The organism is Rouxiella chamberiensis, from assembly GCF_026967475.1.
In the GTDB taxonomy this organism is placed as follows: Bacteria; Pseudomonadota; Gammaproteobacteria; order Enterobacterales; family Enterobacteriaceae; genus Rouxiella; species Rouxiella chamberiensis.
Genome location: NZ_CP114058.1, coordinates 493140 through 512244, shown reverse-complemented (window position 1 = coordinate 512244; position 19105 = coordinate 493140). Strand labels below are relative to the sequence as shown.

At 52.6% G+C, this 19105-nt stretch carries 16 protein-coding genes and 6 pseudogenes; 9 read left to right on the top strand and 13 right to left on the bottom strand.

Going from position 1 to position 19105, the window contains the following annotated elements; genetic code table 11:
* The first annotated feature begins 5 nt into the window (after positions 1-5).
* Complete coding sequence (locus O1V66_RS02485) at positions 6-728, top strand: LysR substrate-binding domain-containing protein (RefSeq protein ID WP_330873451.1); 723 nt, start codon at positions 6-8, stop codon at positions 726-728.
* A gap of 92 nt (positions 729-820) precedes the next feature.
* On the opposite strand, the gene O1V66_RS02480 is transcribed toward O1V66_RS02485, so the two are convergent.
* Entirely contained in the window at positions 821-2386 is a 1566-nt protein-coding gene (locus O1V66_RS02480; RefSeq protein ID WP_045047318.1) for an MFS transporter, read from the bottom strand.
* A gap of 516 nt (positions 2387-2902) precedes the next feature.
* Between O1V66_RS02480 and O1V66_RS02475 the strand changes: the two genes are divergently transcribed.
* Together O1V66_RS02475 and O1V66_RS02470 are read left to right on the top strand one after the other, a co-directional pair.
* Positions 2903-4084, top strand: coding sequence for an oligogalacturonate lyase family protein (locus O1V66_RS02475; protein ID WP_045047319.1), 1182 nt, complete (start codon positions 2903-2905; stop codon positions 4082-4084).
* Positions 4085-4087: 3 nt separating this feature from the next.
* Positions 4088-4409, top strand: a pseudogene (locus O1V66_RS02470) (cupin domain-containing protein).
* A 121-nt stretch (positions 4410-4530) separates the two neighbouring features.
* Here O1V66_RS02470 and O1V66_RS02465 read toward each other — a convergent pair.
* The 3 genes from O1V66_RS02465 to O1V66_RS02455 form a co-directional block, all read right to left on the bottom strand.
* Positions 4531-4884 carry an L-dopachrome tautomerase-related protein gene (locus tag O1V66_RS02465; protein WP_330873450.1) on the bottom strand — a complete coding sequence of 118 codons (354 nt, stop codon included), beginning with the start codon at positions 4882-4884 and terminating at the stop codon, positions 4531-4533.
* Entirely contained in the window at positions 4857-5585 is a 729-nt protein-coding gene (locus O1V66_RS02460) for an L-dopachrome tautomerase-related protein (protein WP_269128064.1), read from the bottom strand. The genes O1V66_RS02465 and O1V66_RS02460 overlap by 28 nt, the downstream gene beginning before the upstream one ends.
* Before the next feature lie 173 nt (positions 5586-5758).
* Positions 5759-6694, bottom strand: coding sequence for a LysR family transcriptional regulator (locus tag O1V66_RS02455; RefSeq protein WP_045047322.1), 936 nt, complete (start codon positions 6692-6694; stop codon positions 5759-5761).
* A 97-nt stretch (positions 6695-6791) separates the two neighbouring features.
* Between O1V66_RS02455 and O1V66_RS02450 the strand changes: the two genes are divergently transcribed.
* Both O1V66_RS02450 and O1V66_RS02445 read left to right on the top strand, forming a co-directional pair.
* A complete protein-coding gene (locus O1V66_RS02450; protein WP_045047323.1) occupies positions 6792-7226 on the top strand; it encodes a DMT family transporter in 435 nt (144 codons plus the stop codon).
* Positions 7227-7235: 9 nt separating this feature from the next.
* Positions 7236-7718, top strand: coding sequence for a DMT family transporter (locus O1V66_RS02445; RefSeq protein WP_045047324.1), 483 nt, complete (start codon positions 7236-7238; stop codon positions 7716-7718).
* 54 nt (positions 7719-7772) lie between these two features.
* Here O1V66_RS02445 and O1V66_RS02440 read toward each other — a convergent pair whose 3' ends face one another.
* The gene (locus tag O1V66_RS02440; protein WP_045047325.1) at positions 7773-9278 is read right to left on the bottom strand and encodes a SulP family inorganic anion transporter; all 1506 of its coding nucleotides are present in this window, start codon (positions 9276-9278) and stop codon (positions 7773-7775) included.
* Positions 9279-9566: 288 nt separating this feature from the next.
* Between O1V66_RS02440 and O1V66_RS02435 the strand changes: the two genes are divergently transcribed.
* Genes O1V66_RS02435 through O1V66_RS02425 form a run of 3 tightly spaced genes read left to right on the top strand, consistent with a single transcriptional unit; the run spans position 9567 to position 11152 of the window.
* Complete coding sequence (locus O1V66_RS02435; protein WP_045047326.1) at positions 9567-9968, top strand: DUF2382 domain-containing protein; 402 nt, start codon at positions 9567-9569, stop codon at positions 9966-9968.
* A gap of 33 nt (positions 9969-10001) precedes the next feature.
* Positions 10002-10457: a hypothetical protein gene (locus O1V66_RS02430; protein WP_269128063.1), complete on the top strand. Its 456-nt coding sequence runs from the start codon at positions 10002-10004 to the stop codon at positions 10455-10457.
* Positions 10458-10501: 44 nt separating this feature from the next.
* Positions 10502-11152 (top strand): YsnF/AvaK domain-containing protein, encoded by a 651-nt coding sequence (locus O1V66_RS02425; protein WP_269128062.1) that lies wholly within the window; start codon positions 10502-10504, stop codon positions 11150-11152.
* A gap of 75 nt (positions 11153-11227) precedes the next feature.
* Here the strand turns inward: O1V66_RS02425 and O1V66_RS02420 are convergent, their stop codons facing one another.
* The 4 genes and pseudogenes from O1V66_RS02420 to O1V66_RS02405 form a co-directional block, all read right to left on the bottom strand.
* A complete protein-coding gene (locus O1V66_RS02420; RefSeq protein ID WP_045047328.1) occupies positions 11228-12286 on the bottom strand; it encodes an NAD(P)-dependent alcohol dehydrogenase in 1059 nt (352 codons plus the stop codon).
* A 198-nt stretch (positions 12287-12484) separates the two neighbouring features.
* On the bottom strand, positions 12485-13198 hold the full coding sequence (locus tag O1V66_RS02415) for a malic enzyme-like NAD(P)-binding protein (RefSeq protein WP_269128061.1): 714 nt from the start codon (positions 13196-13198) through the stop codon (positions 12485-12487).
* On the bottom strand, positions 13158-13424 hold the full coding sequence (locus tag O1V66_RS02410) for a malic enzyme-like NAD(P)-binding protein (RefSeq protein ID WP_269128322.1): 267 nt from the start codon (positions 13422-13424) through the stop codon (positions 13158-13160). Before O1V66_RS02410 ends, O1V66_RS02415 begins: the two co-directional genes overlap by 41 nt.
* A gap of 3 nt (positions 13425-13427) precedes the next feature.
* A pseudogene (locus O1V66_RS02405) lies at positions 13428-13849 on the bottom strand (NAD-dependent malic enzyme); the annotation flags it as partial.
* 586 nt (positions 13850-14435) lie between these two features.
* Here O1V66_RS02405 and O1V66_RS02400 point away from each other — a divergent pair.
* Positions 14436-15145, top strand: a pseudogene (locus O1V66_RS02400) (phage antirepressor KilAC domain-containing protein).
* 75 nt (positions 15146-15220) lie between these two features.
* On the opposite strand, the pseudogene O1V66_RS02395 reads toward O1V66_RS02400, so the two are convergent.
* The 4 genes and pseudogenes from O1V66_RS02395 to O1V66_RS02380 form a co-directional block, all read right to left on the bottom strand.
* Positions 15221-15980: pseudogene (locus O1V66_RS02395) on the bottom strand (YoaK family protein).
* 424 nt (positions 15981-16404) lie between these two features.
* Positions 16405-16774: pseudogene (locus O1V66_RS02390) on the bottom strand (YebG family protein).
* A gap of 93 nt (positions 16775-16867) precedes the next feature.
* The gene (locus tag O1V66_RS02385) at positions 16868-17608 is read right to left on the bottom strand and encodes a hypothetical protein (RefSeq protein WP_045047333.1); all 741 of its coding nucleotides are present in this window, start codon (positions 17606-17608) and stop codon (positions 16868-16870) included.
* A gap of 163 nt (positions 17609-17771) precedes the next feature.
* A pseudogene (locus O1V66_RS02380) lies at positions 17772-18867 on the bottom strand (YncE family protein).
* Positions 18868-19105: the final 238 nt, after the last annotated feature.

The following is a 19105-nucleotide window of genomic DNA, read 5'->3' as shown; positions in this document are numbered from 1 at the left end:
TTTCATTGCAGCAAATTCGGCGGCGAGCCAACGAAATCTGGAAAGAGGAAAAAAGCCCGTTGATGATTGCCGCAACGCCGTCGATGTCTTCGGGGTTGCTGCCGGCGGCGCTGGCGGCTATTCAGTTGAATGACTCGGTGCAGATCCTTTCCGATTCGGCGGAGCAGACGGCGCACGCGATTATCACGGGTCAGGCGGAAATCGGCATCAGCAGTCTGCCGCTCGAACATCAGGGCGTGCAGGTGCACTGGATTGGTCAGTCGCGTTGCGTGCTGGCGCTGCGTGAGGACGATCCTCTGGCGCAGCAGCCACAGGTGAAGTTAACGGACTTGAGCGCGCGCAAACTGATCACCCCTTACAATCCTTACCGTCTGCGCAGGCGTTATGAGCAGGTGTTGCGCAAGGCAGACGTCCAGCCCGCCGATGTCATTGAAACCAACTCGTCAGTCAATATTCTGGCCTGTATTCGTGCAGGATTGGGGGTGGCGATTCTGGAACCCGTTACGGCCTATGGTCTACCGGTAGCGGGTGTGGTACTTCGCGAGCTGGATGTTGAAATTCCTTACTATTTTGGGGTTATCACGCCGCAGTCAAAACCGCCGCGGCCCAGCATTTATACCTTGATTGAAAGCTTGAAACAGGCGGCGAATGACATGCTGCCGAGTTTTGTCTGTCTCGGCCCCGAAGAACATGCCCGCGTCATGCAGTCTCTGCATCAGGAGTCCTGAAATCACTGTCTAACGCGCGCCTCGCCCTGTCGTTCCCGGGCGGCGAGACACGGCGGGTCGAGGTAAAAGTCTACACAGTGCTCCCGCCCCCTTTAAAGATGCCGGGCGGAGCGTTCAAGGGTTTCCGGCTCGCCAACGTCCACGGCAGGGGTGTCGAAAATGCTGCGGCACACGTTGCTGTTGCCCCAGCACTGCTCGTAGGAATACCCCACCAGCTCTTCAATAACTGCGCGCACTTCGGGTTTTATCATCATGAGATGGCCGCCCGCCTTGATTCTGGCGACTTCTCCGAGCACGACGAGATGTGCCTTGCGATTCAGTTTCATTTGATAACTGAACACCATGCCCATCAATGCCAGACCCATCACGCCCACGCTGAACACCACGGCAATCGCCGTGACCGCGCTTTCAGGCTGCGAAAGGGATTTCGATTGAAAGCCATAGAGACTCAATATCGCGCCCATGCTGAAAACAATGACCGACCGCATCAGCTTACCCGAGAAGGTCATGGCACCCGCATAAATCCCTTCACGGCGGCGGCCCGTAAACACTTCATCGATATCGGCCAGAAAAGTGTAAACCGTCCACGGAATGTAATAGACGCCGCCCGTTCCTATACCAAAAACCACGGTAATCGCCAGCATGGCCGCCGTCGCGTATTGTTGCGGCAGATGCAGAAAGTAAAGCAGGCTGTAGCAGGTTACCGAAAACACCACAATTGCGAGTGCGAGAATATAGGGTTTGCTAAAGCCTCTCTTCACACAGAGTCCGATAAAGATGGCGGTAGAAAACAGTTGCAGGAGCGAGTTCAGGCTGTTTAATCCTGCGACCATACCGGGATCGTATTGCAGAACGAAAATGATGAAGTAGGTAAAGAGTGAGGCAAATAGCCATTCCGCACCGAAACCGCAGAGATACATGCCCAGATGTTTGCGAAATACGCGTAAATGGAAAATCGATTTCATGTCTTTCACCAGTGTGGTCAACGTCTTCGTCAGCGTCATTTTCCTTTCATCGACCGGTGTCGTCTCTTCTACCGGCCGCTCCCAGGATGACAGGTAAAGCACGGCAATCGCGATACACAAAATGACCCCATAGGTCACTGCGGTATAGAAAAACGGCGCGGGCGAGGATTTTCCGTAGAGCAAAATAAATTGGCCGGGAATGAGCGCCGCCAGAAAATTGGCTATCTTGCCGAAAATCGCCTTGTACCCGGTGAGTCTTGAGCGTGCAGAGAAATCGGTGGTCATTTCGGTGGCCAGCGTTTCGTAAGGCACCATGACAGAGGTATAGATCAATTCGAAAATCACATAGGTGGTGAGGTAATACCAGAAACCAAAACCGTCGATCCACAGTAAGGGATAAAACAGCATTAACGGAATGCCCAGCAAAATGAAGAAGCGACGGCGGCCAAATCGTTTACCGAGCCGGGTTTTACCAAAATTATCAGAAAGATAACCCATCAGAGGATTACTGAGGGCATCAATAATGCTGGCTATCGAGAAGATTGCCGACGCTTCCAGCAAAGTCAGCCCGCAGAAGGTGGTGTAAAAATACAACAACCATATCCCCGCGATAGCCAGCGCTCCGCTGCCCAGTAAATTTCCACCGCCATACGCCAGTTGATGCCTGAATAGAATCGGTTTTTCTGCGATCATTATGTGTCCGCCCAATGAGAACAAATAAAAATGAACCATCGTTTCATTTTTTGAGTGTTCGTTTTATATATTCAGGCGGGCAGAAAAAATGTGAGTTGGCTCATGATAAAGCGCGCCGCGGCGGTTTTATTGCCCATATTTGAGACACACGTAGCATTCTTATAATTAATGAGGTCAGCTTTTAGATATTTGCCTATAGCCAAGGCGCGGTGAAGCACGTGCTTTTCACATATTCATCTGATTTAAAGTCATTATTTTTTCTTCACACTCCCTAAATCTTCTGCATTGGGCTTGTGGTCAAACATAAAACTCAACTGAAAACTTAAGCTTTGCTTATTGGAAATCTCGTTAGTGGCTCGCACAAGGCGCATTTTTTGTGACCGGGATTACATTTCGCTCAAAAATCCCCCTTCTTGAACCTGCAAGATGCAATAAGTGGTTTTTAAATAATTGAAATGATGTTTCAATTATTTCATCTCCGTCAGCAGTGATTTATTGTTCATCATGAGGTGAGTCATGGCCAAAGGCACACAGATTCAATTCAACTTTAAAACGGTGCAGGATGCGCAGACCGGTGCCCATGTCACGCGGTTAACGCCTCCCGATGTAGTGTGTCATCGTAACTATTTCTATCAGAAATGCTTTACCCGCGATGGCAATCGACTGCTTTTTGCGGGCGAGTTCGACGGTCACCGAAACTACTACCTCCTCGATATAGGCGCTCAAAAAGCGGTGCAACTTACGGAGGGCGCGGGTGACAATACCTTTGGCGGGTTCCTGTCGCCCGACGATCGTTATCTTTATTACGTTAAACACGAGCGCAGTCTGTGCCGGGTTTCACTGGCGGATTTCAGCGAAGAAACCATTTATCAGGTGCCGCACGACTGGGTAGGTTATGGAACCTGGGTGGCGAACAGTGAATGCACACGTCTGGTCGGCATTGAAATTCTTGCCAAAGACTGGGTTGCGCTTTCCGACTGGAAGATATTTCAGGACTTTTATCACAGCAATCCGCACTGTCGGCTGACGTGCGTAGACTTGCTTAATGGGAAATCTCGGGTTATTCATCAGGAAAATCAGTGGATCGGGCATCCCATCTATCGTCCTTTCGACGATAAGACGGTGGCGTTTTGTCATGAAGGCCCGCATGACCTCGTCGATGCGCGCATGTGGCTGGTGAATGAAGACGGAAGCCGGGTTCGCAAAGTGAAGGAACATGCGGCGGGCGAAAGTTGCACCCATGAATTTTGGGTGCCCGATGGCTCTGCCCTCCTCTATGTCTCTTATCTGAAAGGCCATCATGCGCGGTATATTCGCCGCTATGACCCCGAAACAGGCGAAGACAGCAGCCTGATGACCATGCCGGCCTGTTCGCATCTAATGAGTAACGAAAATGGCACGCTTTTGGTCGGAGACGGTTCCGGCACGCCGATGGATGTCAAAGACACCGCCAGCCATCGCATTGAAAATGATCCGTGGTTATACATTTTTGATACGAAAACGCGCCGCTTTGCGCCGCTGGCAGCCCATAACAGTTCCTGGCAGGTGCTTGATGGCGATCGTCAGGTCACTCATCCACACCCTTCTTTCTCGCCTGACGATCGCCACGTCTTGTTTACCAGCGATTATGAAGGGCTAACGGCGCTCTATCTTGCTGAAATACCGCAGTCTTTATTAACGTCATTAGGTGAGGAATAAACCGTGTTCATTTACAAGAAAGAGTGCCCCTTACAAGATTTGGGTGACGGCGTAAGTCGTCGTGGTTCTGGCGCACAAGGGATCCCTGATGGCGGTCGAAGTGTCTTTTGAGCAAGGCGCGGTCGGGCCGATGCACAATCATGTGCACGAGCAGCTGACTTATGTGCTGAGTGGCCGATTTACATTCACGATTGGTGATGAAACCCGCGAAGTGCAGGCAGGAGATACGCTTTATAAAGCCCCAAATGTGATGCATGGGTGTCTCTGTCTGGAGAAAGGCGTATTGCTGGATACTTTTACGCCGCAGCGGCAGGATTTTCTTTAATCACACTCTTTGCGGGCAGGTGTTTGCGCGCAGAAATTACAGGGTTAACTGTCCGTAGAGGGTAAAGCATGCATCCTCTACGGATTCAAAACTAAATTACATCGTTTTTCGATAACCGCCTTTAATCGACATTAACCCGCATCACCAGATACGGTGGCTTACGCAGATCCTTGCCGCCGTTCATATCCGCCAGACGGTTCCACTGACCCAGCGTGACGTACAGATAATGATTTTTATACGCCAGACCGTCTGGCCAGCCGAAATTCTTTTCATCATGGGCAATAAGCGTGTAATTCCCCTGCTTGTCGCGTTTTACCAATGATTCCTGTTCAAAGGCACCAAAATAGATATTGCCATTTTCGTCTTCGGCCAAACCATCATTGGCGGGATGCTGGCCTTCGAATTTAACGTTTTTTTCCAGGCTGGTTTCGGACTGAGAAAAGTCGCTTAATATCGCAGTGGGAATGCTGTACAAATTACGGCCGCTGAGTGCCGTCCAGTAAAGCGTCTTATTATCGGGGCTGATTGAAATACCGTCTGCGCCCCCAGTGGGAAGGTCTGGTTATTGAAATCATATTTGTGCGGTTTGCCTTCAAGAAAAGCCACAAAGCCTGGTTCTGGCGAAGTGGAATAATGGTTCACCAGCACTTCTTTCTGGTTCCCTGTCGCAATATCCATGACCACCAGCGAAAAATGCTCTTTGAAGCCGGAGTTGGCGATATAGATTGTGCCCTCGGCACCATGCGAAAGATCGACCCGCAGATCGTTATAATGCGAACCGGAATTGAGCACCGGTTTGCGAATTATCACCTTATGAACCACTTTATTGGTTTTGGTATCGATTCCAATGACCTTTGCAGCGCCTTCGGGAATTTCGCTTTCGCCCGCCCGCTTGCCGTCGTCCAGTACCCACAGCACATCGTTTTTGTCGATATACATGCCGTGCGGCGAAACCAGCCAGTCTGCATAATGCCCTTTTTGCGTGCTGCCCAGAATATTATCGGGATAAGGCGTGACCTTGTTATTTTTCAGCTCTCCCAGCGCATACCAGGAATGATTATCGGCGTGACGAGGGAATCCTAGAAATACCCGATTGCTGGAACTCACCGCTATTCCCGAAGGATCGGGAACCGGTTTGTCCAGCCTGCCAATAATTTCGGGTTTAGCATCGGCCATTGCAACATTCGTTACTGCCCATGAAGAAACTGCCAATGCACCTAATAACATCACTTTTAATCGCATCGTTCTTCCTTATTGATATTCCAGAGAATAAGAAAGTATAGACAAGCGACACGACTTTTCGAAAAACCGGGTCAGACTGGCATTTCCCGTCTTCTCACTCCAAGAGTTCAATCAAACTGCCAGTACATGGGCGACCCATAGACCTCGACAAAATAGTCGATTACGGCTCTCATGTTGAGCGGAGGATGACGGGCGTTGGGATAGATGGCCGCAATGTGCTGCGCTTCGGTCTTGATGGCCGCCTCGAAATCGGTCATGACCCGCACCAGACACCCTTTTTTGATGCTGTCGCCTATCAGCCAGTCGGGAAAGAGCATGATGCCCATTCCGCCCAGCCCTGCGGTGAGAAGCGACTCGGCATTGTTGGACGTCAGCAGTGCGGCGACGGGAAGATGGGTCCAGCTTGCGCCGGGCTTTCTGAAAAGCCAGCGATTCGGGCCGGATGAACCGCGGTAAACCAGACTGCGGTGCTGCGAGATTTCACTGGGTGTCGTTGGCGCGCCGTGCTCCCTCACGTAGTTCGGCGAGGCCACGAGATGATAACGCTGGGTGCCGAACACGCGTGCGTGAAACGAGGAGTCGGTCAGGGTGCCGATGCGAAAAATCACGTCGGAGGCATCGCGATGCGGATCGATATAGTCATCGGTTTGCGTCAATTCAATGGAAAGTTTTGGGTAACGCGTTGACAGACCGGTCAGCCACGGCGCAATGTGCCGCTGGCCAAAAAACACGGGCGCGTTGATGCGAATCAGGCCGGACGGTTCGAGCGAGCGGTCTTGCAGCTGCTTGCGCGCCTCGCTCAACTGCTCGGTCATCGCGCGCGCAGAGTCGATAAACAGCCGCCCTGCCTCGGTCGGGATCACTGCGCGCGTATTGCGATAAAACAGCTGCTGGCCCAGCGTATCTTCAAGTTGCAGAATGACGCGCGACACCATCGAAGCGGAAACACCTTCGCGCCGCGCCACCACGGAAAAACTCTGCGCATCGAAAACGCCGATAAAAAACAGCAAGGCACGAAAATTTATGGTGCTGACATCCTGCATTATGTCGATTCCTGCAAAAGTGTTTCCTAGATTATACCGTTTTTCATCATCCACGACTGCTATATGATGCGCCCCTAAACACATTGGAGACTGTTTTATGCAGCTTTTATTTATTTTACTCGTCGTAGCGGGCGGGATGGGATTATCCGTTGAAGCAGGGTTACTGGGGCCTTTGGGCAGTGAAGTCGGGGATTTGTGGGCCACATTCAGCATTTTTGGCGTGGGCGCTGCGCTGACTTTCCTGCTGATGCTGTTTTTCAGTCCGCGCAACAGTCCGTCATTCTTCGCCCAGCCAGGCTGGCAGCTTCTTGGCGGCATTCTGGGTCCGGTTTATGTGGTGATTTTAACGATTGCCGTCCCCAGCATCGGGATTGCGATGACCATGATAGGAATTCTGGCCGGTCAGGTATTCAAAAGTCTGGTGATTGACCATTATGGGCTGTTCGGCACCGCGCACCGCAAAATTGATAACAAGCGCATCATCGCGCTAATTTTTATCATTGCCGCACTGGTTCTTGTGGCAAGAGGCTAAGGAATTATTATGACAATACTGATGATTATTTTGGCCGTGGTCGGCGGCGCGTTTCTGAGTATTCAGGCGGCGATAAACGGCCAGCTCGGCAGCAAGGTCGGCGTGTTCCGCTGCGCGTTTCTGACGTTCTCGATTGGCGCACTGGTCACCGCGCTGCTTATCTTCTTCTTCGAACCTAAGCATGCGCTGACTCTGCTTGATGTGCCGAAATGGCAGCTGCTCGGCGCATTGTGCGGCGTGCCCTACATCGTGATTATGGTGCTGGCGGTACAGCGCATCGGCGCGGCGGTGGCAACGGTGGCAGTTATCTTCGGACAGCTGGCGATGAGCATGCTTATCGACAACTTTGGCTGGCTGGGTAACGACGCGATTCACTTCTCGACGACGCGTCTTGGCGCAGTAGTTTGTCTGGGTATCGCCCTGTTCTTTATCTATTCGAGCAACAAAAGCAAAGAAGCGCCAGCCGCAGAAACGGCAACCACGCGCGAATAGACGTGAAAGCCTGAAAACCCGATCCCCTGCACAGCGGATCGGGTTTTTTTACGTTTAGCCCAGATTGCCGGTCAACCGGCGGTGAAAATCGCTGCTGCGCACATCCAGTCCTTCAATCTTCACTTCACAGCCGTAACGTTGATAGCGGTAGACGATGCCGTCCAGCGCGGCAACGCTCGAAGCATCCCAAATCTGCGCGTGGGTCAGGTCGATGACAACAAGCCTGGGATCATGCGCGTAATCGAAATGTTCAAACAGATCGTTGCTGCTGGCAAAAAACAGCGGGCCGCGCACGGTATAGCGCACGCTGTCGCCCTCTTCATCAAGCACACGCTCGGCGTGGATCACGTGGGCAATGCGGCGGGCGAACAGCATCATCGCCACGATCACGCCCGCCAGCACGCCCAGCGCCAGATTGCTGGTCCAGACGGTCATCGCCACGGTCAGCACCATAACCAGCGTTTCTGACCACGGCATACGTTTCAGCGTTGCCGGTTGCAGGCTGTGCCAGTTAACGGTTTTCACGGCCACCACCATCATGATGCCAGCCAGCACCACCATTGGAATCTGCGCCAGCAGTTTGCTCAGGCCGGTGACCAGCAGCAACAGTACCAGGGCGGCGGCGACGGTCGAGACGCGGCTGCGCGCCTTGCCCAGTTCGACGTTGACGATGGTCTGGCCAATCATTGCACAACCCGCAATGCCGCCATAAAAACCGGCAAAAATATTGGCCACGCCGAGTCCCCAGGATTCGCGGCGTTTGCTCGAAGGCGTGTCGGTAATGTCATCTACCAGCTTGGCGGTCAGCAGTGACTCCATCAATCCGACAAAGGCGATGCTCAGCGCCGTGGGCCAGACAATCTGCAAGGTCTGCCAACTGATGGGCACCAGAAGCTGCGTCAACCCCGGCAAGCCCGGCGTCATTGGGCCTTCATCGCCAACATTCGGCATACGGTAACCCATAAACAGCGCGATGCCCGTAACCACAATAATGGCGATAAGCGGCGACGGCACGCTTTTGAGCACTTTCGGCAGCAGCAGAACAATGAGCAGCGTTATCGCGAACATCACCCACACCAGCGAGGATTGTCCCCATACGTGCGGCACCTGGGCGAAGAAAATCAGGATCCCGAGCGCATTGACGAAGCCTATCATCACGGATCGCGGAATATAGCGCATCATGCGCGACAGTCCGGTCAGGCCAAAGAGGATCTGCACCACGCCGCCCAACACCACGGCAGGCAGAATATATTCCACGCCGTGCGCATGCACCATCGGGCCAATCACCAGCGCCACGGAACCCGCCGCCGCCGTGACCATCGCCGGACGGCCACCCAGAATCGACAGGGTCAGACACAGCACAATCGAAGCAAACAGGCTGACTTTGGGATCGACTCCGGCAATCACGGAAAAAGAGATCACTTCGGGGATAAGCGCCAGCGCGGTTACCACCCCGGCGAGACATTCACGCGTCATCAGTCGCGGTGACTTGAGCACGTTAATCACGCGCATTTCACTGTCCTGCCCTGCCGAGGCAGAGAGGTTATTATTGTTAGTCATCGTGTTTCATAAAGAGGAGAAAAGTGCTTTTACTATAAAGGAATCTTCATGAGGGTCAACGTTTGCCCGATACGGTAACATTTGGAAATTATGTTGCCGGTGATAAATTCCCCAAGGTTATCAATGACTGGCACTCTTTCGTTTCTGTCAGGATTCGTCACTTCCGCCCGCACCCGCCGCTTTACTGGTTGTATGCTAGACTTTCTAATTAACGCAGTCAGTTTCTCTATCGGTTTGCTTTATTAGAGCATTTTATTTTCATTCACTGTCTTTCTTCACGAGACGACCATGACCTCGACACCACCCGACGATTCCAAGCCGGATCCGCATGAAATCGCTATCGAACTTGCCGAAGAACAGCTGTCGGTAACGCGGGAAGAGATTATCGACCGTCGCGTTCGCGTGACCCGTTCAACCCTTGAGCATGATGAAGCGGTGAACATGCTGCTGACTCGTGAGAAGGTCGAGATTACGCACGTGGCCAAAGGTCAGCGAATCGAGGTAATGCCTGAAATCCGTGAAGAAAATGGCGTACTGATTGTGCCGGTTGTAGAAGAGGAAATTGAAGTGATTCGCAGGCTGGTGCTTAAAGAAGAGCTGCATATTCGCAAGACGACCGAGCAGGTCCCCTTTGAAGACGTTGTCACCCTGCGAAAGCAACAGATCAAGGTGCATAAAGAGGAGCAGTAAATGTAGTTCAACCAAATCATCGAGGAACGAATCATGGCACATGAAAAGATAGTAACGATGTTCAGCACTGTGGCCCAGGCCGAAGGGGCAAAACGAAATCTTGCCAAGGCCGGATTTTCTGAAAGTGACATAGATATTATCTCGGGAGATCGTCTGCGCTCCGAAGGCCACGAAGCGCGTCATCCCAGTCTCTGGCAGCGTTTGTTCGGCGATACCGTCGATGAAGAACAGGCGGGCGTGTATGAAAACGCCATGAATTCCGGCGGCGTCGTGCTGACGCTCAAAGCCAAAGAGGAAGAACTTCCGCGCGCAATGGGCATTCTCGATGCGCATGACTCGGTAGATATGCCGCATCACGGGTTTGGCAATCTGACCACGGATTCGCCGGCCGACAGGCAATATGGCAATGCCGATATCGCCGCGCCTGCCCTCGACGATTCGCGCCCGCTGAGCGAGGATAAAAAGAGCTGGATGCGCTTGAACCCGTAGAAGATTCCTACAGTGTCGACAGACCCCATCATGATGAAAAAACCGTGCCTCTGCGCGCCTCGCTCACCGGTGATGAAACCGAAGCGGATGTGCTGCGCCTCGCCGAAGAGCGTCTCGAGGTCGGCAAGCGTCTGGTCAGTGAAGGCTCGACCCGCGTGCGTCGCTATACGGTGACCGACGAGGTTTCCGAAGATATTTCGTTGCAGGAACAGCACGCCGATATTTTCCGTCGTTCCATCAATGAACCCGGCGCACCAAACAGTATCGACTGGTCGGAAAAAACCGTGGAAATCGCGGAATCGCACGAGCAGCCGGTCATTAATAAAACCGCACACGTGAAAGAAGAAGTGGTGGTGCGTAAAGACATTACCGACCGCGTTGAAACGGTGAAAGACTCTGTGCGTCATCAGGAAGTCGATATCGATCGCACCTCGGCCGATAACGTGAAAAGCGGCGGGGTCGGTCAAGCCTCTCGCCTCGATGCCGAGGACGATACCACGCGTATTCACAGTGATACCGACTTTGCCAGAGAGCTCGACAATATCGCCCCGGCAGGCACCTCGCCGCGCACCAAGGAAGCCACATTCGAGCGCGACCGTCTCGATGAAAGCGCCGATGAGGGGATGATCGAGAAAGCCGACGACAAAGTGACCGATCTCAAAAACAAGGCGCAGGACAAGTTCGGCTCCCGCTAGCCGTGTCTCTGCATGCCAAGGCGTAAAAAAGCCCACATCGAAAGATGCGGGCTTTGTTTTTAGCGGCAAACGCAATTACGCGGTGGCTGGAGCCGCCAGTGATGCCATGTCTATCACAAAGCGATAGCGCACGTCGGCTTTTTCCATTCTTTCAAAGGCTTCGTTAATCTCGTCCATGCGGATCATCTCGCAGTCCGGCAGAATGTTTTTCTCGGCGCAGAAATCCAGCAGCTCCTGCGTCTCCTTGATCCCGCCGATAGGCGAACCCGCCACGCGACGACGCCCCATCAATAGCGGTACCGTGCTTATCTCATCCAGCGGCCCTACCTGGCCGACCAGAACCAGCGTCGCATCGACATCCAGCAGCGCCAGATAAGGCATCAAGTCATGTTTCACCGGCACGGTATCGATTATCAAATCAAAATGGTTCGCCGCATCGCTCATCGCGTCGCTGTCGCTCGAGGCCAGCAGACGGTTTGCGCCCAGCGCCAGTGCATCCGCTTCTTTATCCTTGGTACGGCTGATGACGGTGACATCTGCGCCCAGCCCGACCGCCAGTTTGACCGCCATATGACCCAATCCCCCCAGACCAATCACGCCAACGCGGCTACCGGCGCCAACATTCCAGGTCTTGAGCGGTGACCACGTGGTTATCCCGGCGCAGAGCAGCGGCGCGGCTTTGGCGAGATCCAGCTTGTCCGACACACTCAGGCAAAACTCTTCGCGCACGACCAGATGCTTGGAGTAACCGCCCTGCGTCGGCTCTTTGGTGACGCGATCATAGCCTGCGTAAGTGCCGGTCATGCCTTCGCGGCAGAGCTGCTCTTCTCCTTTTTTACACTGATCGCACTCCTGACAGCTGTCGACCATACAACCCACCGCGACGTGATCGCCGACCTTGAAGCCAGATACGGATGGACCAACCTGCGTCACGCGCCCCACAATCTCGTGGCCCGGCACAATCGGATAGTAGCTCCATCCCCAGTCATTGCGCGCAGTATGCAGATCAGAGTGGCACACGCCGCAGTAGAGTATTTCCATCGCGACATCGTTGGGGCGCAGGCCGCGTCGTTCAAATTCAAAAGGCGCCAGTGGCGTTTCGGTATCGTAGGCAGCAAATCCGATAGTCTTCATGGTAAAACTCCCGAGTTGAGTCGATTCGGTGTGTGTTAACCGATTTGTGATTAAAAAAGGCAGGTTTTTTGGCATGTGTTGAAAACGAGATCCTTTAACCATAGCGTGCTTTCAGTTGGATGATTAGATGCTGTAATCAGAAAACACTCATGACCTGAACTCATGAATCGCTCAGGTCATGACTTACCTCTTAACCCCTTATTTTTCGGCCTCATTTTCGTATTCCGGCCGATAGAGCATCCCTTCTATCCAGGCCCGCACGTCCGCAGGGCGTTTTACCGTTGCCGCCCCACTGGCAAAAATATGTTCGGCGATTCGCACGGCGGTCGTGATTTCCACCTCGAGAATATTTTTCTGCGGCGGATAGAGCATGCTTTGCTCGCGCTGCCCTTGCGTGACCTGATCGGCACAGCCGTGGGCGGCGGCGATAAACAGGTCATCGGTAATACGTTCAGGTCGGGTCGCATATACCGCAAGCGCCAGCGCCGGGAAAATATAGACATTATTGGCCTGACCCGGATGCAGGGTTTTGTCGCCAAACGTCACATCGTCAAACTGTACGCCGCAGGCCACCAGCGCATTGCCGTCGGTCCACTGATAGAGCTGTTGCGGCGTGGCTTCCGCGCAATCGGTCGGGTTGGACAGCGGAAAAATAATCGGCCGTGAACAGGTTTTATAGAGGGTTTTCACCACCTGCTCGTTAAACATACCGCCGACGGTGCTGACGCCAATCAGGATAGTCGGCTTCACCTGCTCGACAATTTTCTGGAAATCGTCGGCAGTCGAGAGCTTTTTGGCAAAAGGTTGCTGCGCATCGTTCAGGTCATCGCGTTTTTCACTGATAGCGCCGTTGACGTCAAACAGGGTAATGCTATCGCGTGCGCCCTGCTCGTCCACTCCCTCCTGCTGCATCGCCTGCACCAGTATCTGCGCAATACCGGTACCCGCAGACCCCGCACCGGCGAACCAGTATGCGCTGATCCGCCAGCCGCTCGCCCTTGATTTTCAGCGCGGTGAGCAGACCGGCCAATGCCACGCCTGCAGTACCCTGAATATCATCATTAAATACACAATAACGTTCACGATAACGTTGCAGCAGGCGAATGGCGTCGCTGCCTTTCCAGTCTTCAAAATGCACACAGACCCCGGGGAAAACCTCGTTGACCGCCTGCATGAATTCATCCATCAATGCATCGATTTCACTCTCTTCCGGGGCGCTTCGCGAAGCCCCAAATAATGCGCATCGGCGCGCAGCGCCTCGTTGGTGGTGCCGATGTCAAAATGGACAGGCAGCAGTGCCTGCGGCGCAATGGCGGCACAGGCGGTATACAGCTGAAGCTTGCCAATCGGAATGGGCGCGCCGTTGAGGCCGATATCGCCGAGTCCAAGAATACGCCCGCCGGATGACACACAGATGAAACGCACTTTTTCCGGCCAATGTGACAGCACCTCTTTCATTCGCCCTTTCATGTTCTTGTTGAGGTACATGCCCTGCGGCTGTCGAAAAATCTGCCCATAGGTCAGACAGGCCCCGGCGATGGTCGGATCATAGATTATCGGCATGAATCGCGCCGGATCACGCATCAGGACGGCATAGAACAGCGTCTGGTTGCGGTCGCTCAACTCTTGCAGATAGATAAACTGCTCAAGCTCATCGGGTTTTGCCGACAAATGTTCCAGCACGCGGGAAATCTGCCGTTCAAGGTCTTCTTGCGCACCGGGTATCATGCCTTCAAGCCGATATTTTTTTCGCTCCTGCGCAGTAAACGCTGTGCCTTTATTTTTCGCCGGATTTGAAAGTATGTCGTCGTGTTTCATTTTCCCTTCTCCCGGTTACATCTAACCTGTTGTTTAGTATAAAAAATTATCAAGCGGTAAGTGTAGACCCTAAAACGCCATCGTGCTGGCAGACGCGGTTTATTCATCCAGAACGCGGTGAAAACGGTGCAAACTCCCTACACCGTAATTTTTCGCTTCACGGATCGTAGGCAGCATTTGGCCGCGTTTTTTCCTCACTCTTTACCGCCTGATTTTTACCGATTCACGTTAGAGAATTGCTTAAAAAAAGTACTGGATATTTGAACAGGTAGTTGTATAATATTTCTACTGCCTGCTAGGGTATCGATAAAGTGCGTAAGTGGTGAGGCCTATGATGATTTCGACAGAACACCTGAATTCTCTGAACCAATCGGTCACGATGAGCAGCCGCGAGATTGCCCGCATGATTGGCATTTCTCACGGCGAAGTTAAACGTCTGATTAAAAGTCTGGAAACGGCGCAGCGCCTTTCGCAGCCAGTCACGGTCAGCCTTTATGAGCGTGAAGGAGAAATGCGTCAGGAATACTGGTTGAACAAACGTGATTCGCTGCTTGCGGTTGCGCGCCTCTCACCCGGCTTTACGGCAGAGTTGCTGGACAACTGGCAGGAGCGCGAGAAAACTGCTCATTTGCCAGACTTTACCAATCCGGCAGCGGCAGCGCGTGCGTGGGCAGAACAATTCGAGCAGCGTCAGGCCGCCGAAACCAGCAACTTGCGCTCTCAAGCCCAAAGGCCGAATTCTTTGACCGTTTCGTTCAGGTTGAAGACTCGATGGGGTTTCGCCAGCTGTGCAAGATGTTGAAAGTCAAAGAACCGGAGTTTCGCGAGTTTCTGCTTGAACGCAATATCATGTATCGCGCGAATGGCGTGCTGACACCGCATCAGCTTTATATGCAGGCGGGCTATTTTACCCTGCGTGCGGGTGTTGGCGAGAACCTGCATGCCTTTTCGCAGGCGCGTTTCACTTCGAAAGGCGTTAAGTGGGTGGCCAGCCTTTATGCCGGGCATCTGGTTGCTCAACCAAAAGGCGCAGCCGCCTGAGGCGTCGCGTCACTCTCCTGAAAAAGCCGGTTCAAGCGAATAAACCGGCTTTTTCGACGCTACTGTTTGGCGTATCTACAGCAGATAATGCGGCCGCAACAGACGTTTTTTAGCCATCAGAATGGTAACGATAATAGAACTGATGGCCACCAGCACCAGAAATACTCCTACCGCCGCCATCGAATTAAAGCCGAACTCCTTGTACAGCAACAGACCTGAAATACCGCCTATCATAAAGGACAGCAATGTCACCAGATGGGTTATCAGCTGACTGCGTTGCGCCTTCATTTGCCTTGAAGGATCGCGTCTGAAAATAGTCGCAACGACAGAACCAAACGCGATGCCAATATCCGTCAGGGTTCCCGTGATATGTGTTGACCTCACGCGACCGTTGGATAATTGCGTAGAGGTTGAATTATGCACGCCCATCAGGAAGGCGAGAAATATAATGATTTCCTGATTATTTTTATGCGAAAAAAAGAGTATTTCGAAAAGCGATGTACAGATTAATAACACACCTTCGAGTAAAAGAATCAGGCTAAATATGGTGCGGATATTATTTTTAATACCGCCGATTGCCAGCATACGCGAGGTCACCGAACCGATGACGAAAGCCAAAATGATCGAGGCCAGAAAAATCACGTCGCTTAGATTGGTATTGGAAACTTCAGAAGATAACTGTGACGTGTTCCCCGTCATGTGAGACGGAAAAAAACCGAAGGCGCCCAATGCCATAGCATTCAATGTGCCTGCAGTGGTTGCCAATACCAATGCCAGGCGGCGATCCTCCGTGTGCGTTTCTGGCCTTCTTTCTTTTGATCAACATTCTCAACATATAACGCCCCTTTTACGCCCGTGCTTTATTAGCACGATGAACTCATCATTACCTACCTTTTGTAACACATAAATATAGTCGGTTAATGAATATTATTATCGGAAAGCTAAAAAGAATCCTAATTTAATTATTTTAATAGGATTAGGTCTAAGATTAATTAAAGTATTGTAAATCTTATGTCAATAATACGCAGCGTTGTGAAATCTTGCCGTCACATTAGCGTGATAAGAGATAACAATGACAGGCAGGCAAACTATAAGAAAAAGCTATTCCTGAAAAGAAAGTTCAATTGCGAACGGGAATTGCCGATATATTTTTTCCTGCTTAGCTTTTTCACTTTCTTCATTTAAAACAGCCATAAAAAAACCCGCCGTAAGCGGGCGGGTTTTTGACTTGAGTAGCTACTTCAGCAAGGCCGAGTGAATCACGCCGCTTTGACTGCGCGGATTTTCTTGCCGCTTTCTTCTGCATTGGCCTTGGCTGCATCCGCTTTTGGCTCGTCGGTTTCGACAGCAGACACTTTCTCGGCAGCGGACTGTGCGGAAGCCGCGGTTCGCGTCCGGGACTTTGCTGGTACGCAGGATATGCTGAACCGCGTCTTTCTGCTCGGCGAGGAAAAGCGCCATGTTTTCGGCCTGTTCTTCATCAAGCTGAAGTTTGCTCTCTAACAGCCAGTCGGTGAACGCTTCAGCCATATCCAGCATTTTGTCGTAGGCGTCTGCTTCTTTCTTACTGGCAAATGTCATTTTCTCTTCACCTTTTCTGACGACAACAAATTTTGTTTCAACAGCCATGATGCACCCCTCTATACTGTAATTATATACAGTATAACAGCAAGCCTTTCGCGATGCAGCATCCGTTTCACTTTTTGTTGTCCACCTCACACCTTACTGGCTTGGGGTGGTAGTCGTCTCCGGTGTCGTGGTGGTGCTCGTTGACGGCGTCGTCGTTGTGCTCGGCGTAGTGGTCGTCGTTGACGGCGTTGTTGTTGTGGATGGTGTCGTCGTCGTGCTCGGCGTCGTAATGGTCGCTGGCGCTGAAGGCACGGTCGTTGCCGGTTCAACGGCGGCCGGTGCGGTAACCGGTGTCGTCGTGCTCGCAGGCGTCGTTGCCGGAGTGGTTGCCGCAGGCGTTGCAGCAGCAGGCTTCGCGGCCGGTGCGGCGGCTGGCTCAGGATCGTTGGACACCGTCACAACCGGCGTAGCGGGACGTTTTTTGAACGAAGGTGCCGCATTGGTGACCGAGTAATTGACGTGCTGCACCGTGTTGGTCGTGGTCGTCACCTCAACCGGCGAAATCGTCACGCGCCCGATAAGGGAGCGCGCATAACCGCCAATCTTGTGTTTGGCCGCAGGCAAATGCAGCACCACGGTTTGTCCGGCGGCAAGAATACCGGCATCGTTGCCATCGACGGTGACAAAAATAGGTGCACCATCGTCAGCCAGCGTGCGGACGTGGGTTACGGTAACGGCGGTCGGGCCACTTGAGTAATCGGGGGTATCGGGAAGCGTAGGCACCAGGGCTGCGTGCGCGGTAGAACCAACGGCCGAGGTGGCGGCGGTAATTTTTGCGCATCCAGTCAGCGCAAGAGCTGCCGTAAAGGCAACCAACGTATATCGATTAATCATGTACAACGTCTTCCTATCGAATGTTTGTGTCTAATGTTTTGTGACGTGAGTAACAATATAACTGATATCGATATCGAGATGAATGTCAGACTTTCCGAATACGTAAGGGGACCTTTCCTTGTCCCCTCATAAAATGACGGCAGTATCGCCGCCATAGTCGGCTTTATTTCAACGCGATACGCGCGATGCTGTCCTGCCCTTTGGTCGAATCGTCCTTGTTGAAATCCTGCTTCAGGGTTACATACAGCACCTGTCCGTCCGCTGAAACCAGCAGGCTGTTTGGACGGGTGTCGAAGGACCAGCTGTTTTTCACGGCGTAGGTGGTGGCATCAAGTTGCAACACTTTTTTCGATTCGCGCTGACTGATGTAAATCTCGTTGCGGGTCGGGTTGAATTTAATACCCAGCGCGTCACCTTCAATGCGCTTGACGACTTTGCCACTGCGGTTCGTCAAAGACAACGGTGGTTTTGGCTTTCGAATCGTCAGTCACAAAGAGACGGCCGGTCGCCGGGTCTTCCGCCATGTTCAGGAACAGGTAGGATTTACCGTCTGCAGGCGTCAAACGCTTCTCGATTTTGTCGTTGTGCGGATTGATAACCAGCACTTCGCCGCCGCCGTTGGCCGCATAGATGCGATCGGTCGCGGAAGAGTAGATGATGCCGGTGACCCATTTACCCGCGTTGGAAATACGCTTTTTCAGCTTCAGGGTTTTGGCATCGACGACCCAGATAATCCCGGAATCATTCACGCCGCCGACATACAGCAGGCCTTTATGCAGGAAGATTTCACGCGCTGGAATTGGCTGGCCGTCTTTGGCTTTGTCTTTGAACATCAGACGCTGCAACACTTTCCCGCTCTTCGCATCGACTCTGGAGATGCCGCCGTCCAGCGAGTTGGTAGTGTAGAACACGCCGTTGTCCGGATCGGAGGCCATTGCGAAGTTCTTCAGATCGGTATGCGTTTCACCGGTTGTTTTCAGGGTCGTCGGATCCAGTCGATAGAGCACGCCGCCGTTCACATCCTTGAATGACTGGGCGCTGGCGACATAGACCGCCTTCGCTTCCGGCGCATCCGCCATTTCGTACAACCCGTCGCCCAGTACGCGCTGCGTCACTTGGGTATCGGCAGGCTTCGGTGCAACAGGGGTCGCCGCTGGAGAAGCCACATTTTTCGCCGGTGCCTGACATGCTGCAAGGCTAAAGGTCGCGACAACAGCGAGCGCAACGGCGGCTTTACGTGGACTGAACAAAGCTTTCATTCTTGACTCCATTAAGGAATAAACGGCCTTCGACATGCGCGTGCGCGGCCAAGGCTGATAAAAAGAATGAGAATCATACGCAATACGAAAAGCTAAGTAAATGCGCATTACTGCTGTATAAAAATCCATTTCCCTACTAAAAACAGGGCATTAAATCGGCCTTAATCTGGCTTCACCCACGTTGCCCTGTCCAGCGAAGAGGCGCCCGAATCCGTTACCGTTAACCGGGCGATAACCT

What these genes read in the sequence shown, in the direction of transcription:
- O1V66_RS02455 (WP_045047322.1), bottom strand. Translation starts at nt 6,694, where the DNA reads ATGCAGGATGTCAGCACCATAAATTTTCGTGCCTTGCTGTTTTTTATC.
- O1V66_RS02435 (WP_045047326.1), top strand. Translation starts at nt 9,567, where the DNA reads ATGACCTCGACACCACCCGACGATTCCAAGCCGGATCCGCATGAAATC.
- O1V66_RS02445 (WP_045047324.1), top strand. Translation starts at nt 7,236, where the DNA reads ATGACAATACTGATGATTATTTTGGCCGTGGTCGGCGGCGCGTTTCTG.
- O1V66_RS02385 (WP_045047333.1), bottom strand. Translation starts at nt 17,608, where the DNA reads ATGATTAATCGATATACGTTGGTTGCCTTTACGGCAGCTCTTGCGCTG.
- O1V66_RS02415 (WP_269128061.1), bottom strand. Translation starts at nt 13,198, where the DNA reads ATGCAGCAGGAGGGAGTGGACGAGCAGGGCGCACGCGATAGCATTACC.
- O1V66_RS02420 (WP_045047328.1), bottom strand. Translation starts at nt 12,286, where the DNA reads ATGAAGACTATCGGATTTGCTGCCTACGATACCGAAACGCCACTGGCG.
- O1V66_RS02475 (WP_045047319.1), top strand. Translation starts at nt 2,903, where the DNA reads ATGGCCAAAGGCACACAGATTCAATTCAACTTTAAAACGGTGCAGGAT.
- O1V66_RS02460 (WP_269128064.1), bottom strand. Translation starts at nt 5,585, where the DNA reads ATGGCCGATGCTAAACCCGAAATTATTGGCAGGCTGGACAAACCGGTT.
- O1V66_RS02480 (WP_045047318.1), bottom strand. Translation starts at nt 2,386, where the DNA reads ATGATCGCAGAAAAACCGATTCTATTCAGGCATCAACTGGCGTATGGC.
- O1V66_RS02450 (WP_045047323.1), top strand. Translation starts at nt 6,792, where the DNA reads ATGCAGCTTTTATTTATTTTACTCGTCGTAGCGGGCGGGATGGGATTA.
- O1V66_RS02430 (WP_269128063.1), top strand. Translation starts at nt 10,002, where the DNA reads ATGGCACATGAAAAGATAGTAACGATGTTCAGCACTGTGGCCCAGGCC.
- O1V66_RS02440 (WP_045047325.1), bottom strand. Translation starts at nt 9,278, where the DNA reads ATGACTAACAATAATAACCTCTCTGCCTCGGCAGGGCAGGACAGTGAA.